The organism is Microbacterium sp. DWRC1-3 (genome assembly GCF_049896645.1).
In the GTDB taxonomy this organism is placed as follows: domain Bacteria; phylum Actinomycetota; class Actinomycetes; order Actinomycetales; family Microbacteriaceae; genus Microbacterium; species Microbacterium maritypicum.
The window spans coordinates 1695958-1711584 of the sequence record NZ_JAFCUS010000001.1; the positions used below are offsets into that span (position 1 = coordinate 1695958).

Annotated in this window: 12 protein-coding genes; 7 read left to right on the forward strand and 5 right to left on the reverse strand. The window is 70.1% G+C overall.

All coding sequences use genetic code 11. The features are described 5' to 3' along the window. Window positions 1–5: 5 nt before the first annotated feature. Window positions 6–1454 (reverse strand): MFS transporter, encoded by a 1449-nt coding sequence (locus ACP699_RS08230; protein ID WP_055874235.1) that lies wholly within the window; start codon window positions 1452–1454, stop codon window positions 6–8. A gap of 102 nt (window positions 1455–1556) precedes the next feature. Between ACP699_RS08230 and ACP699_RS08235 the strand changes: the two genes are divergently transcribed. Then, entirely contained in the window at window positions 1557–2624 is a 1068-nt protein-coding gene (locus ACP699_RS08235) for a threonine aldolase family protein (RefSeq protein WP_426170507.1), read from the forward strand. A 13-nt stretch (window positions 2625–2637) separates the two neighbouring features. On the opposite strand, the gene ACP699_RS08240 is transcribed toward ACP699_RS08235, so the two are convergent. Further along, window positions 2638–3243 (reverse strand): NUDIX hydrolase family protein, encoded by a 606-nt coding sequence (locus tag ACP699_RS08240; RefSeq protein ID WP_017829271.1) that lies wholly within the window; start codon window positions 3241–3243, stop codon window positions 2638–2640. Window positions 3244–3315: 72 nt separating this feature from the next. On the opposite strand from ACP699_RS08240, the gene ACP699_RS08245 reads away from it, so the two are divergent. Both ACP699_RS08245 and ACP699_RS08250 read left to right on the forward strand, forming a co-directional pair. Beyond that, the gene (locus ACP699_RS08245; protein ID WP_426170510.1) at window positions 3316–3972 is read left to right on the forward strand and encodes an alpha/beta hydrolase; all 657 of its coding nucleotides are present in this window, start codon (window positions 3316–3318) and stop codon (window positions 3970–3972) included. 266 nt (window positions 3973–4238) lie between these two features. Further along, window positions 4239–5930 carry an ABC-F family ATP-binding cassette domain-containing protein gene (locus ACP699_RS08250; RefSeq protein WP_426170512.1) on the forward strand — a complete coding sequence of 564 codons (1692 nt, stop codon included), beginning with the start codon at window positions 4239–4241 and terminating at the stop codon, window positions 5928–5930. A gap of 73 nt (window positions 5931–6003) precedes the next feature. On the opposite strand, the gene ACP699_RS08255 is transcribed toward ACP699_RS08250, so the two are convergent. Genes ACP699_RS08255 through ACP699_RS08265 form a run of 3 tightly spaced genes read right to left on the reverse strand, consistent with a single transcriptional unit; the run spans window position 6004 to window position 8717 of the window. Continuing rightward, complete coding sequence (locus ACP699_RS08255) at window positions 6004–6663, reverse strand: response regulator (RefSeq protein WP_426170514.1); 660 nt, start codon at window positions 6661–6663, stop codon at window positions 6004–6006. Beyond that, window positions 6660–7928 carry a histidine kinase gene (locus ACP699_RS08260; RefSeq protein WP_426170516.1) on the reverse strand — a complete coding sequence of 423 codons (1269 nt, stop codon included), beginning with the start codon at window positions 7926–7928 and terminating at the stop codon, window positions 6660–6662. The genes ACP699_RS08255 and ACP699_RS08260 overlap by 4 nt, the downstream gene beginning before the upstream one ends. A 33-nt stretch (window positions 7929–7961) precedes the next feature. Next, a complete protein-coding gene (locus tag ACP699_RS08265) occupies window positions 7962–8717 on the reverse strand; it encodes a DUF998 domain-containing protein (RefSeq protein WP_426170518.1) in 756 nt (251 codons plus the stop codon). Between the two features lie 204 nt (window positions 8718–8921). Between ACP699_RS08265 and ACP699_RS08270 the strand changes: the two genes are divergently transcribed. The 4 genes from ACP699_RS08270 (at window position 8922) to ACP699_RS08285 (ending at window position 15617) form a co-directional block, all read left to right on the forward strand. Then, window positions 8922–13502, forward strand: coding sequence for an ATP-dependent helicase (locus ACP699_RS08270; protein WP_426170520.1), 4581 nt, complete (start codon window positions 8922–8924; stop codon window positions 13500–13502). A 23-nt stretch (window positions 13503–13525) separates the two neighbouring features. Further along, window positions 13526–14356, forward strand: coding sequence for an EI24 domain-containing protein (locus ACP699_RS08275; RefSeq protein ID WP_426170523.1), 831 nt, complete (start codon window positions 13526–13528; stop codon window positions 14354–14356). Continuing rightward, window positions 14356–15129, forward strand: coding sequence for a DNA-formamidopyrimidine glycosylase family protein (locus ACP699_RS08280; RefSeq protein WP_426170525.1), 774 nt, complete (start codon window positions 14356–14358; stop codon window positions 15127–15129). The genes ACP699_RS08275 and ACP699_RS08280 overlap by 1 nt, the downstream gene beginning before the upstream one ends. A gap of 80 nt (window positions 15130–15209) precedes the next feature. Beyond that, a complete protein-coding gene (locus tag ACP699_RS08285; protein WP_017829277.1) occupies window positions 15210–15617 on the forward strand; it encodes a DapH/DapD/GlmU-related protein in 408 nt (135 codons plus the stop codon). Window positions 15618–15627: the final 10 nt, after the last annotated feature.

Here is a 15627-nt window from a genome sequence, read left to right on the forward strand (position 1 = left end):
CTCCGTCACCGGGTTTCGGGCGGCATCCCCGGGACGACGGGCGGAGCGTCGGCGTATCTGGTCGCGGAATGACCGTTCTCGCGGTCGAGCGCGACCGTGGTCTCGCCCGCGCTCTCGTTCCCTGGCGCCTCGACCACCTGCTCCGGAGCCTCGGCATAGAGTTCGGTGAGCCTGCGGTACGACCGGGTGAAGAACGCCAGCGTGGCGGCGACGACCATGATCAGTCCGGCGAACAGGCAGATGAGGGCGATGCCCCGGGCCTCGCCCTCACCGAGCAGCCACCCCCACTGCTGCTGCCCCTCGGCGGTGTTCATGTACGGGATGATCAGGAACTCGGCGATCGGGGCGATCATGAACGCCGTGATCGGCGCGGCGGCGGCCTCCATCGCGGCAGCCACGCCGAAGACGCGGCCCTGCCGCTCGAAGGGCACGACCTTCTGGATCACGGTCTGCTCGGCGGCTTCGACGGGCGGCACCAGAGCCATGTACACCCACATGCCGACCACATACAGCGGCCACCACTCCCGCAGCATGAACACCGACCCAAGCAGCCCCATCGCGATGACCACGAGCAGCATCGTGCGCATGGGTCTGGGCCCCAGACCGAACTTGGCGACCAGCCCGCCGCCGACCAGGAATCCCGTCGAGGCGAACGCCAGCGCGAAGCCCCACGTCTGCGCGTCGAAGAGTGTCAGTCCGTAGGGATCCATCAACGCCATGTAGACGCCGCCGATGAGGTTGTTGAACGTGGAGAAGATGATCAGCGCGAAGAGCCCGGGAGCCAGACGGATGGCGCGCACGCTTCCGCGGAAGTCGAGTGCGCTGGAGGCATTCGGGTCGGGTTCGGGAGTCCCCTCGGGGATGCGCACGAACAGCAGATGCACGAACGTCATCGCCATGGCCGCGATGGCGATCGCGAGCGTCCACCCCATGCCGAGGAAGCCGATCGAGAGCCCCGAGAAGACGCTCGTCACCAGGAAGGCGATGCCCTGCACCGTGCCGACCAGGCCGTTGGCGTTCGCGCGCTTGTCTTCGGGGATGAGCAGGGTGACCGTCGTCGACAGCGCGATGTTGCGCAGCTGCTCGATCACACCGCCGAACAGGATGACACCCGAGAACAGCCAGAACCAGGGCCCTCCCAGATCGAGAAGTGCGGCCTCGGGCTGCCACAGGTAGAGCGCTCCGGCCACGAGGAACGCGCCGGCGGAGATCACGCTCGAGATCACCATGACGGTGTGTTTGCGGTTGCGGTCGACGATCGTGCCGAATGCCATCGCGAAGAACGCGACGAAGAGCATGTAGGCGCCGCCGATGATGCCCGTGGCCAGCACCGACCGCGTCTCGATGTAGACCCAGAACGTGAGCGCGAACCACAGGAAGCTCGTCGTCACGTTCGCGATGAGCGTGTTGACGAGGACGTTGGCGAAAGCCCTCTTCGCTGAGGTGCGCTCCATGGTTTCGAGGGTAGAACCGACCCCCGACATTGGGAAGTCCCCACCGGGTCGGAGGCCCGATCACCGGACCGAGAGCAGCACCGGGACAATTAGGCTGGGGAGGTGAGCATCCAGCATGACCCCGCGATCCGGGGCTTCGCCAGTGACAACTACTCCGGCATCCACCCCGAGGTCCTCGCGGCGATCGCCGCGGCCAACGGCGGCCACCAGAGCGCCTACGGGGAGGACGCGTACACCGCGCGCCTCCAGGAGGTGTTCCAGGAGCACTTCGGTGACGGCGTGCAGGCGTTCCCGGTGTTCAACGGCACCGGCGCCAACGTGACCGGCCTGCAGTCGATGCTGCCGCGCTGGGGCGCGGTGATCGCCGCCTCCACCGCTCACATCAACGTCGACGAGGCCGCGGCCCCCGAGAAGATCGGCGGCTTCAAGCTGCTCACGGTCCCCACCGACCACGGCAAGCTCACCCCGGAGCTGATCGACCGCGAGGCGTGGGGCTGGGGCGACGAGCACCGCGCGCAGCCGCTGGTCGTCTCGATCACCCAGACCACGGAGCTCGGCACGCTGTACACGGCGGAGGAGATCCGCACGATCGCCGACCACGTGCACGAGCGCGGCATGAAGCTGCACCTCGACGGCGCCCGTCTGTCGAACGCCGCCGCCGCCCTCGATCTGCCGCTGCGTGCATTCACCCGCGACGCCGGCGTCGACGTGCTCACCTTCGGCGGAACCAAGAACGGCGCCATGCTCGGCGAGGCGATCGTCGTGCTGAACCCCGAAGCCGCCGACGGTCTCACCTACTCGCGCAAGTTCAACATGCAGCTCTCCTCGAAGATGCGTTTCGTCTCCGCCCAGCTGATCGCGCTGCTGGAGGGCGACCTCTGGCTGCGCAACGCCCGGCATGCCAATGCCATGGCGGCGCGCCTGCGCTCCGAGATCGAGGCCGGGATCGCCGACGGGTCCATCCGGGGTGTGGAGTTCACCCAGCCGACCCAGTCCAACGGCGTGTTCGCCACGCTCCCCGACGGCGTCGCCGACCGGCTCCGCGACTCGTTCCGCTTCTACGACTGGGACGCGGCGCGCAAGGAGGTGCGCTGGATGTGCGGCTTCGACACCGAGGAAGCCGACGTCGACGCGTTCGTCGCCGAGCTCGCCCGCCTCACCACGGCCTGAGCTTCCGGAGAAGTCAGCGCAGGAGGCCGAGGCTCGCGAGAGCCTGGCGGATGAGCGTGCCGCGACCGTTCTCCATCTCGGCGGCGACCGCATCGGATGCGGCGGCCTCCGGCGAGAACCAGGTGACCTCGAGGGCATCCTGGCGCGGCTCGCACGTACCGGTGACCGGCACGACGAAGGCCAGCGACACGGCGTGCTGCCGGTCGTCATGGAAGGCGCTCACGCCGGGCATCGGGAAGTACTCCGCGACGGTGAAGGGCAGCGGCTGCGGCGGCATCAACGGGAAGGCCATCGGACCGAGGTCGTTCTCGACATGCCGGAACAGGGCGTCGCGCACCGTCTCCCCGAAGCGGACGCGCCCCGACACGATCGTGCGCGTCATCTCCCCCATCGGCGTGGAGCGCAGGAGGATGCCGATCTCAGTCACCTGGCCGGAGCCGTCGGTGCGTACGGGAATCGCCTCGACGTAGAGCATCGGCAGACGGCGTCGCGCCTCTGCGAGCTCGAATTCGCTCAACCAGCCGGGGTTCGCATCCGGGGAGGGCGGGTTCGACTCCCGGAAAGCGCCGAGACCTTCGTCGTCGGGCTCCGGCTCGGGATCAGGTGTGCGGACCGCCATGTGTCCTTTCTACCAGCCGCCTTCCTGAACCGACACCGTGTGCACGTCGGTCGCCCCTGGCAGGATGACGATGTGAGCGAGAACCTGACGATCGACGACACCGCGACCAGATGGTCATCCCCCGACCGCGGCGGGATGCCGCTGCTGGTCCTGCTCCACGGCTACGGTGCCGACGAGCACGACCTGTTCGGACTCGTCCCCTACCTCCCCGAGGGCATCGCCGTCGCATCCGTCGCTGCGCCCCTCGCACCCCCGTGGCCGATGCCAGGGCGCTCGTGGTATCCGATCGAGGGACTCGACGGGCGCAGCTCCGCTGCCGTCACCCTCGCGGCGGAGTCCTTCCTGCGCTGGCTCGACACGGCGGCGACCGAGGCTCCCTCGATCGCGCTGCTCGGCTTCTCGCAGGGCGCGGCGGTGTCGCTGCAGGCCCTGCGGCTGGCACCCGAGCGGTTCGGCGCGGTGGTGGCGCTGAGCGGCTATGCGTCCCCGGGAGAGCTTCCGAACGACGACGCCCTGGAAGAGCTGCGCCCACCCGTGTTCTGGGGCCGAGGAACGCACGACGACGTCATCCCACCCGCGCTGATCGATCACACCGCGCAGTGGCTGCCCACGCACTCAGAGCTGTCGGGCCGGGTGTACACCGGGCTCACCCACAGCATCTCCGAGGAGGAGCTCATCGACGTGCACCGGTTCCTCACGAAGTGGCTCGACGGGGTCGCCGCGAGCTAGCCACATCGTCGTCATCGACGACCGAGTCACGAACCGACACGCCCGGGGTTGCGGGAATGCGACACGCCCGGGTATCGTCGGGGAGTCCTGTCCGCCGTGTCTGGAAGTCCTTTGATCTGATCCGTCGCCTCCGCGCTCTTCTTCCCGCGCGCTGACCCGACGATCGCCGACTCCACGGCAGACCCTCCCCTCCGCATCCTGTGACGCGTGTCACGAGCCGGTAGGGCTCGGTGTCAGTGCACCCATGCACTCGACAGGAGACACTCATGTCAACCCCCACCGCTCTTCACCCATCGGTCGTGCTCGACCGACTCACCTTCACCTGGCCCGACGGCTCGATCGCGCTCGACGGCGTCTCGGGCGCGTTCGGCTCGGGACGCACCGGCCTCGTAGGTCGCAACGGCGCGGGCAAATCCACGCTGCTGCGGCTGATGGCAGGCTCGCTCGAAGCCACATCGGGTGCCATCACGGCATCCGGCGAGGTCGCGTACCTTCCGCAGCAGTTGACTCTCGACGTCGACCGCCGCGTCGCCGAGCTCCTCGGCGTGTCCGCGGCACTCGACGCCGTGCGGGCGATCAGCGCGGGCGACGTCGACCCCGTCCACTTCGATGCGGTCGGCGACGACTGGGACATCGAGGCGCGCGCCGAGGCGTCGCTGGCGGAGGCCGGGCTCGCTCCGGAGTTCCTCGACCGCAGGGTCGGGGAGCTGTCCGGCGGCGAGGCCGTGCTCGTCGCGATCGCCGGCATCCGCCTGCGCCGTGCACCGATCACGCTCCTCGACGAGCCGACCAACAACCTCGACCGCGACGCCAGGACCAAGCTCGCGGCGATGGTGCAGGCCTGGAAGGGCACGCTCATCGTCGTCAGTCACGACCTGTCGTTGCTCGAGCTGATGGATGACACCGCCGAGCTGTACGCCCAGACGCTGAGCGTGTTCGGTGGCCCCTATTCGCAGTGGCGCGCCTGGCTGGACGCCGAGCAGGATGCTGCGAGACAGGCCGAGGTCACCGCCGCCCAGGCGTTCCGCAAGGAGAAGCGCCAGCGGATCGAGGCCGAGGTGAAACTCGCCCACCGCACCCGCACCGCGAAGAAGGCGGAGATCGAGAAGCGCGTCCCGAAGATCGTCGCGCACGGCCGCAAGATGGCCGCCGAGGTCTCAGCGGGCAAGCTCCGCACCGAGGTCGGGGCGAAGGAGGATGCCGCACGATCGGTGCTCGACGAGGCCGGGCGACGTGTGCGCTCCGACGCCTCGATGAAGATCGAACTGCCCGACCCGCAGGTGTCGCGCAGCCGCCGTATCGCGACGATCGGCGATCACGAACGGGCCTGGGTGATCCAGGGGCCGGAGCGTGTCGCGTTGATCGGCCGGAACGGTGCCGGGAAGACCACGCTGTTGGAGCGGTTGATCGCCGCCGGTGTTCACGACTCAGGGGAAATGACCCCCGTCAGGCCGCAGGGGCGGGAAGGAAGCGGATCCGAGACGGAAGTCCTGAGGTCCGTACGGCCAGCCCTGCATGCCGAAGCCCACACCGATCTGATCGGCTACCTGCCGCAACGCGTGGACGGCCTCGACGAGCGGCGGTCGGTGTTCGAGAACATCGCCGCCGCGGCGCCGCACGTGCCGGAGAAGGAGCTGCGCAACCGGCTCGCCCGTTTCCTCATCCGCGGGGCCACCGCGGAGCGTCCGGTCGCCGCCCTCTCCGGCGGCGAGCGCTTCCGCGTCGCGCTGGCGAAGCTGCTGCTCGCCGACCCCGCACCGCACCTCGTGGTGCTCGACGAGCCGACCAACAACCTCGACCTCGACACGGTCGACCAGCTCGTCGAAGCCCTCCGCGCCTACCGGGGCGCGGTGCTCATCGTGAGTCATGACGATGCGTTCCTGCGGCGGCTGGATCTCGACCTAACGCTCGAGATCGATGCGGAGGGCGCGCTCCAGGAGGTCTCACTGGAAGCGTGATGCGCGGGAGATCGGAGAGGCGGGTGTCGGGGAGAGGGCCTTCCCGACACCCGCCTTCGCCGGACCCGTGCTGTCAGACCACCCCGGCCTCGTAGGCGAGGATGACGGCCTGCACGCGGTCGCGCAGATCGAGCTTCAACAGGATGCGGCCGACGTGGGTCTTCACGGTCGACTCGGACACGAACAGGCTCTTGCTGATCTCGGTGTTGTTGTGGCCCTTGGCGATCGCGAGGAACACCTCGCGCTCCCGCTCGGTCAGCACCCCCAACCGCGGATCCACCGTCTCGGACTCCCGGGGCAGGCGTGTGGCGAACAGGTCGAGCATCGATCGGGTCACACGCGGCGAGACCAGGGCGTCACCCGCGGCGATCGCTCGGATAGCGGTGGTCAGCTGCCCGGGAGGCGTATTCTTCAGCAGGAATCCGCTCGCTCCTGCGCGGAGGCTCCCGAACGCATACTCGTCGAGGTCGAAGGTCGTGAGCACCAGCACGCGGCTCGACGGCGTGCCTCTGACGATGCGGCGGGTCGCCTCGATGCCGTCCATCTCCGGCATCCGGATGTCCATCAGGATCACATCGGGTCGCAGATCCGCGGCCATGTGCACGGCCTCCGCACCGGAAACCGCCTCGCCCACCACCTGCATGTCGTCCTCGGCGTCGAGCACCATTCGCATACCGCGCCGGATCAGCTCGTGATCGTCGACGATGAGGAGTCGGATTCGTTCCTCGGTCATCGCTGTTCCTCCTGCTCGGGGATCTCCACCCGCACGCGCCATCCGCCGCCGGGCGCGGGGCCCGCCTGCACGGTTCCGCCTGCGAGTCGTGCACGCTCCCGGATTCCGAGGAGGCCACGTCCCGACCCGACGGATGCCGCTGGCGGGCCCTGCCGTCCGTCATCCGAGACCTCGACCATCAGGACCTCTCCACGGAAGTCGAGGTTCACGAGCACCTCGCGCGGATCCTTCGCGTAGCGCAGCGCGTTCGTGAGCGCCTCCTGCACGATGCGGTGGATCGTGTTCTGCAGAGCCGGTGATGAGGGCGCCGCTCCCTGCGTGCGCACCGTGACCGGCAGCCCGGCCGTGCGGAAGGTCTCGACCAGAGCGGTGAGCTCGCTCAGCCCGGGATTGGGGCGCAGCGGACTCTGCTCGTCCGCGTCGACGGTGTCGTCTCCGAGGGCTCCCAGCAGCTGCCGCATCTCGATGAGAGATTGCCGACCGACCTCGCCGATCTCCTGAACGGCACTCCGCGACCGCTGGGGGTCCTTTTCGGCCAGCGCGCTCGCACCGTCCGCGAGAGACACCATGACCGACACGCTGTGCGCCACGACATCGTGGATCTCGCGGGTGATCCTCGCACGCTCGGCCAGTGTCGCGATCCTCGCCTGCTGGTCGCGTTCGCGCGCGAGCTGGTTGGCGCGGTCGAGGATCGCCCCGATGTAGCGGCGCCGGTCACCCACGGTCACTCCGAGGAGTGCGGCGATCAGCATCACGACGAGGAAGAGCAGGCTCACCGCCACGGAGAACGAACCGCCGAGATCGCCCCGCCGCAGGCCGTCCAGCAGCGGGAACACGAGGATGCCGCCGAGGACCGTGATCCCGAAGGCGATCCAACCACTGCGGTTCGAGCGATAGACGAACACCGCGTACAGCGCCAGGGCGATGCCGATCGGGTCGGCGGGGGTGTCGATCACGATCGTGATCGCCGCGACGATGACGAACACCGCGAAGGTGATCCAGGGACGATGGCGCCGGACGAGCAGGCCCGCGGCGCCGACGAGCGCGAGGATCAGCGGGATGAGAATCGGTGGGAGCGGCGACCACTTTCCCGACGACAACGGGGTGACCAGCACCCAGAACCCGCTCAGAAGGAGATAGAAGAAGGCGAGCAGCCCGTCGAAGAGCCAGGGGTGACTCCCCCAGAACCGCCGCACCACTCCCGGTGGCCGTGGCAGGTCCACCGCACGGACCCCTCCATCGCCGGCCGGTGCTGACTCTCGCATGTGACGACTCTACGCACCGCACTCGCGGCTCCCTCAGCGGGAGACGGCGACGAGAGAGATCGTTCCCGTGCTGCGCGCGGTGCTCCTGTGGACTTCGACGGCCTGCAGCACCGGCTTCCATGTCTTGCGCCGCACCCGCCGCTGCGCGACCGCGGTGTCCATTCCGAGGATCGCGAGCCACCCCATCCCGATGGTGGTCGCGACGAGTTCGAGGATGCTCCCGATGTCGGTGCGGAACTGCAGGAGCGAGAGGATGCCGCCGGCCGCCGCGATCGCTGCGGTGGAGGCACCGGCGCCGAGCGAAAGCACCCGCAGCGTCCGTCGACCCTCCAAGAACGAGACCTGGAGCATCGCGAAGGCGGCGAGCGCGAAGGCGAGAACGGCGACGGTCGTGTGCACGAGGTCCTGCCACGTGAACGCGGGCCCGACCGGCAGCGGGCATCCGGTCGTGCACGTGACCTGCGAGGCCACCAGGAACAGCGACGACGCCATCGCCACCGAGAACGACGGCGACCAGACGCTCAGCCACGGCACCGTGGAGCGCAGCCCGCGCGCGGCCCAGGCCACAGCGAAGCCCCCGACGACGAGCAGGAGCAGCGCGAGTTCGAACCATCCGGCGGTCGGCTCGCCGTCTGCGCCGAGACCACTCACGTACAGGACCCGATCGATGCTCAACCTGGCGATCCAGATGATGCTCAGCGCGACGGCGACGAGCACGCTTCCGACGATCGAGGCGATGACGCGCAACGCGGTTCCTGCGGGATGGGAGACGGTGTTTCCGGTGGGCATAGGGAGACGGTATGAGCGCAGGCCGCCCCGTCGCGTCGGCCCGAAGTGCCCACTGCGCCGGGGCGTCGTACTGCGGTACGACGCCCCGGCGCAGGTGGCCTGCTCGGCCGGACAGACCTCGGCGACCTCGATGAAGGTGTCGAGGTCGCCCTCCGCCGACATCGTCACGACCCCGATGTCCCCGGCCTGCACGAAGATGGAGGGATGAGCGATGTGCTCGACCGCTTCACCCCCGCGACGCAGGACTGGTTCCGGGGTGCCTTTCCCGCGCCCACTCCCGCTCAGGCGGGCGCGTGGGACGCGATCTCCGCAGGCAAGCACGCCCTCGTGGTGGCCCCGACCGGCTCGGGCAAGACGCTCTCGGCCTTCCTGTGGGCGATCGACAGCGTGTTCCGCGAGCGCATGGCGGAGACCTCCGCGCCTGCGAAGGGCGAGCCGCGCACGCGCATCCTCTACATCTCCCCGCTGAAGGCGCTCGGCGTCGACGTCGAGCGCAACCTCCGCTCCCCGCTCATCGGCATCGGGCAGTCGGCGAGACGGCTCGGAGTGCCCTCGCCTGCGGTGACGGTCGGCGTGCGATCGGGCGACACGACCTCGAGCGACCGGCGCAAGCTCGTGTCAGATCCGCCCGACATCCTCATCACGACCCCCGAGTCGCTCTACCTCATGCTCACGAGCCGGGCGGGCGAGACCCTGCGCGGGGTGCACACCGTGATCATCGACGAGGTGCACGCCGTCGCCGCCACCAAGCGCGGCGCACACCTCGCCGTGAGTCTCGAGCGTCTCGACTCCCTGCGCCGCGCGAACGGCATCGAGAAGCCGGCACAGCGCATCGGGCTCTCGGCCACGGTACGTCCGATCGACGAGGTCGCGCGGTTCCTCGGCGGGTCGGCTCCGGTCGAGATCGTCGCACCTCCCGCATCCAAGACCTTCGAGCTCGGCGTGGTCGTGCCGATGGACGACATGACCAACCCGCCGCCCCCTCCCGGTGTGCCAGGGGATGCGGCCGATGCCGAATACTCCGAGGTCACCGGATCCGTCTGGCCGCATGTCGAGGAGGCGATCGTCGACCGCATCCTGCAGAACAACTCGACCATCGTGTTCGCCAACTCCCGCCGGCTCGCCGAGCGCCTGACGGGCCGACTGAACGAGATCTACTCCGAGCGCATCGGCATCGAGCTGCCGCCGGCGACCATACCCGCCGCCATGATGGCGCAGGCCGGAGCCACCGCGGGCGCCGATCCCGTGCTCGCGAAGGCGCACCACGGGTCGGTCTCGAAGGAGCAGAGAGCTCAGGTCGAAGAGGAGCTGAAGTCGGGGGTGCTGCGCTGCGTCGTGGCGACGAGCAGTCTCGAACTCGGCATCGACATGGGTGCGGTCGACCTCGTGATCCAGGTCGAGGCGCCCCCGTCCGCCGCTTCGGGCTTGCAGCGCGTCGGCCGCGCCGGGCACCAGGTGGGCGAGATCAGTCGCGCCGCGCTCTTCCCGAAGCATCGCGGCGACGTGCTGCACACCGCGATCGTGACCGAGCGGATGCTGGCGGGCAAGATCGAGGCCATCCAGGTGCCACGCAACCCGCTCGACATCCTGGCCCAGCAGACGGTCGCGGCGAGCGCGCTCGGCGCCATCGGCGTGGAGGAGTGGTTCGAGACGGTCCGCCGGTCGGCGCCCTTCCAGGCCCTTCCGCGTTCGGCCTACGAGGCGACTCTCGACCTGCTCGCCGGCCGCTTCCCCTCCGACGAGTTCGCGGAGCTGCGGCCGCGACTGGTGTGGGATCGCGACGCCGGCACCTTGACCGGACGCCCCGGTGCGCAGCGCATCGCGGTGACCAGTGGCGGCACGATCCCCGACCGCGGCCTGTTCGGGGTCTTCGTCGCCGGCGAGACGACCGGAGCACGCGTGGGCGAGCTCGACGAGGAGATGGTCTACGAGTCGCGGGTGGGAGATGTGTTCACGCTCGGCACGACGAGCTGGCGGATCGCTGAGATCACCCACGACCGCGTCAACGTGATCCCCGCCTACGGCCAGCCCGGCAAGGTGCCGTTCTGGCACGGCGACGGCATCGGCCGACCGTTCGAACTCGGCGAGGCGCTGGGCGCGTTCTCCCGCGAGGTGTCGGCGGCCACCCCCGAGAAGGCGGCGCAGCGACTCATCGATGCCGGGCTCGACGAGCAGGCACGGGCGAACCTCATGGCCCACCTGACCGAGCAGCGCGAGGCGACGGGCACGCTGCCCACCGACCGCACCCTGACGGTCGAGCGGGGACGCGACGAGGTCGGCGACTGGCGCGTCATCCTGCATTCCCCGTACGGGATGAAGGTGCATGCCCCCTGGGCGCTGGCGATCAACGCGCGGGTGCGCGAGCGTCTCGGCGTCGAGGGGTCGGCGGTCGCGAGCGACGACGGCATCATCGTGCGCATCCCCGACGCCGAGGCCGAGCCGCCCGGCGCCGAGCTGTTCGTGTTCGACCCCGACGAGCTGGAACACCTGGTAACCGAGGAGGTGGGCGGTTCCGCCCTGTTCGCCTCCCGGTTCCGCGAGTGCGCGGCGCGCGCGCTGCTCATGCCGCGCATGAACCCGAACAAGCGCACGCCGCTGTGGCAGCAGCGGCAGCGGTCGGCGCAACTGCTCGAGGTGGCCAGACGTCATCCGACGTTCCCGGTGATCCTGGAGACGCTGCGCGAGGTGCTGCAGGACGTCTACGACCTCCCCTCACTGCGCACACTCGCGACGTCGATCGCGGATCGCCGCATCCGCCTGGTCGAGACCGAGCCCGGGCAGCCGTCGCCCTATGCCCGCGACCTGCTGTTCGGCTACGTGGGCGCGTTCATGTACGAGGGCGACTCCCCTCTCGCCGAGCGCCGAGCGGCCGCGCTCTCGGTCGACCCCGCGCTGCTGGGCGAGCTGCTGGGCACGGTCGAGCTGCGCGAACTGCTCGACCCCGATGTGATCGCCCAGTTCGAGCGCGAGGCCCAGCGTCTCGACCCCGATCGCCGGGCACGCGGGCTCGAGGGCGTCGCCGACCTGTTGCGGATGCTCGGGCCGCTCGACGCCGACGAGGTGGCCGCGCGCCTCGACCCCGAGTCGATGGCCGACACCTCGGCCGGAGCGCTGCTCGACGAGCTGATCACCGCGCGCCGGGCGATCCCCGTCACGATCGCCGGCACGAGCCGCGTCGCCGCGATCGAGGATGCGGGGCGTCTGCGCGATGCGCTGGGAGCGGCGCTGCCCACCGGCATCCCTGTGGCGTTCCTCGAACCCGTCGCCGATCCCCTCGGCGACCTCGTCGCCCGTCATGCCCGCACACACGGCCCGTTCACCACGGATACCGTCGCCACGCGGTTCGGACTCGGCGCCGCCGTCGCCCGGCACACGCTGCAACGCCTCGAGACCGCAGGGCGGATCACGAGCGGGTACTTCCTGCCCGAGGCGGCCGGCAGCGCAGACGCCATCGAATGGTGCGACACCGAGGTGCTGCGCCGCCTCCGGATGCGCTCGCTCGCCGCGATCCGCGGATCGGTCGAACCCGTCTCCCCCGAGGCATATGCCCGATTCCTGCCGGACTGGCAGCACATCGGACGACCGCTCGAAGGCGTCGACGGCGTGCTCACCGTGATCGAGCAGTTCGCGGGCGTGCCGATCCCCGCGAGCGCGTGGGAGTCGCTCGTGCTCCCCTCCCGGGTGCGCGACTACTCGCCCGCGATGCTCGACGAGCTGACGGCCGCCGGAGAGGTCATCTGGTCAGGCCACGGCACGCTGCCGGGGCGCGACGGCTGGGTGTCGCTGCATCCGGCAGACCTCGCCCCTTTCACCCTGCCGGAGCGCGACGCCGAGATCGCGTCCGATTCCCTGGAGTCGCGCATCCTCGTCGCCCTCGACGTGGGCGGTGCCTACTTCGCCGGGCAGTTGAAGGAGATGGCGGCGGCCGAGAACGAGCAGTCCGTGCTCGAGGCGCTGTGGTCGCTGACGTGGTCGGGCCACGTCACCAACGACACGTTCGCCCCGATCCGCTCCCTTCTCGCGGGCGGCTCGCAGGCGCACAAGGTCAAACGCCGCGCTCCCCGTGCCCGCACCTACCGTGGCGTGTCCTTCACGGGTGCCGCAGCTCCCCGGCCGCCCTCGATCGGCGGGCGTTGGTCGCTGCTGCCCGCACTCGAGACCGATCCCGCCCGCCGGGCGACCGTCACCGCCGGGCTCCTGCTCGACCGCTACGGCGTCGTCACCCGCGGCGCCGTGCAGGCCGAGGGCGTTCCCGGTGGTTTCGCCCAGGCCTACCGGGTGCTCGCCGGTTTCGAGGAAGCCGGCCACTGCCGCCGCGGCTACGTGATCGAGAAGCTGGGAGCCGCGCAGTTCGCCGCCTCCGGAACGGTCGATCGTCTGCGCACCTACGCCGGACTCGCCGACCCGCCTCCCCGCAAGGCCGTGACCCTCGCGGCGACCGATCCCGCGAACCCCTACGGTGCTGCGCTCGGCTGGCCCAAGCTCGACGGGGTGTCGCACCGCCCCGGGCGCAAGGCGGGCGCTCTGGTCGTGCTCGTCGACGGCACCCTCGTGCTCTCCCTCGAACGCGGCGGCCGCACGGTGCTGTCGTTCAGCGACGATCCCGAGGTGCTGCGCGCCGCAGCCGCCGACCTCGCGACCACCGCGCGCAGTCGCCGCCTCGACACCCTGACCGTCGAGAAGATCAACGGCGAGGGCGTCTATGGCACGGGACTCGCCCTCGCCCTGCAGGAGGCCGGCTTCGTGGCGACTCCGCGCGGGTACACGCTCCGCAAGGCCGTCTGAGCGATGCACCTACGCTGGAAGCCATGATCCGAGAGTTCGCGACCGGCATCCGCACCCTGCTGCGCGGGTTCGGGCTGTGGCGCACCAGGCCCGGTCTCATGATGCTCGGGCTGATCCCCGCGATCATCGCCGTGGTCGTGCTCGCGGCCGCCCTCATCCCACTGGTGCTCAGCATGCCGTCGCTGTCCGTCTGGCTGACCCCGTTCGCCGAGGGGTGGTTCGAGCCGTGGAGGGGTCTGCTGCGCGCCGCCGTGGGTCTCGTGATCGTGGCGGCCGCACTCGCGCTCGCCAGCGTCGTCTTCAGCGCCCTGACCCTGACCATCGGCGACCCCTTCTACCAGCGCATCTGGCACGCGGTCGAGGTCGACCTGGGCGAGGCGCCTCCGGCGGACGGCGGCAGCTTCTGGACAACGCTCGGCGAGGGGCTCCGGCTGATCCTGCTCGGCATCCTGATCGCGATCCTCGTGCTCCTGATCGGCCTCATCCCGGCGGTCGGCGGGTTCCTCGGCGCCATCTCCGGTGTGGTGCTCACCGGTCGGCTGCTCGCCCGCGAGCTCACGGGGCGCGCCTTCGACGCGCGCGAGCTCAGCCCGGCCGATCGCGCCGCCCTGTTCTCGGGCAGCCGGGCGCGGGTCCTCGGTTTCGGCGTCGCGACCCAGCTCTGCTTCCTGATCCCCGGCGGCGCGGTCGCGATCATGCCCGCAGCCGTCGCCGGCAGCACCATGCTGGCGCGGGACATGCTCGCCCGCACGGGCGCCACCGCACCGAGCCTGCCGGCAACTCCGCCACCACCCGCAGCACCGCAGGCACCGCAGGCACCGCACCCGCCCCACGCGCCCCTCGGAGCGCCCTGATGCCCGAGGGTGACACCGTCTTCCGCACCGCACGGCGCCTCGACGAGGCCCTGTCGGGTGCGGAGGTCACCCGATTCGACCTCCGGGTCCCCCGGTTCGCGACCCTCGATCTGACCGGACAGCCGGTGCACGGTGCACTCGCGCGCGGCAAGCACCTGCTGCTGCGTGTGGGCGACAGCACACTGCATTCGCATCTGCGCATGGACGGCGCCTGGTTCGTGTACCGACCCGGCGAGAAGTGGCGCCACCCGGCCTTCAAGGTGCGCGCGATCGTCGGCACGGCGGACCGCGAAGCCGTCGGCGTGGACATCGCCGAGATCGAGGTCGTCCCCACCCGGGACGAAGACCAGCTCGTCGGTCATCTGGGTCCGGATCCCCTCGCCGCCGACTGGGATGCGGCAGAGGCGGTCCGGCGCCTCGGGGCCGACACCCGCAGCATCCATGTCGCCCTGCTCGATCAGCGCAACGTCGCGGGATTCGGAAACGAGTACGCCGCAGAACTCCTGTTCCTGCGGGGAATCCTGCCGACGACGCCGACGCCGGAGGTCGATGTCGCCGCCCTTCTCGACCTCGGCGTGCGCACGATCCGGGCGAACCGCGATCGCGCCGACCGTACGTTCACCGGCGTCAATCGCGGCGGCCAGACCACCTGGGTGTACGGCCGCGCCGGACGCCCGTGCCGACGCTGCGGCACCCTCATCAGACGCGGTGAGCAGGGCGCAGATCCGACCCGAGAGCGCGTCACCTTCTGGTGCCCGTCCTGTCAACGCTGACAACATCCATCCGCGGGAATGAATCCGACCTCGCCGTGGTTGTTGGTATATCCGGAGAACTCCGGAGCACGGGAGGAATCGTGGGCAAGAACTACGTCGACATCGAGAACGACCAGGGCGCGACGCTGCGGTACCGCAAGCACGCGAACGGCCGGGGTCTCGTCGCGCATGGCGCGAAGGTGCACCCGAAGGCGCATATCGAGGCGGGTGCCTATATCGAACCGGGAGCGCGCGTCGGCGCCGGCGCGACGATCGCGCGCGGCGCCTGGATCGACGAAGACGCAGTGATCGGCGAGGGCGCGTTCGTGGACGCGCACGCGCACGTCGGCCACGGCGCGGCGATCGGCGATCACGCCTACGTGGGCGTGCGCACCGACATCGGCGCCGGGGCGCGCATCGTGCGCGGCGCGAGGATCGGCGACGACGAGACGGTTGCCGCCGGGCTCACCATCGCGACGGATCAGAAGGGTCTGTGGCTCGCCGCCTGAGGCGTCCGAC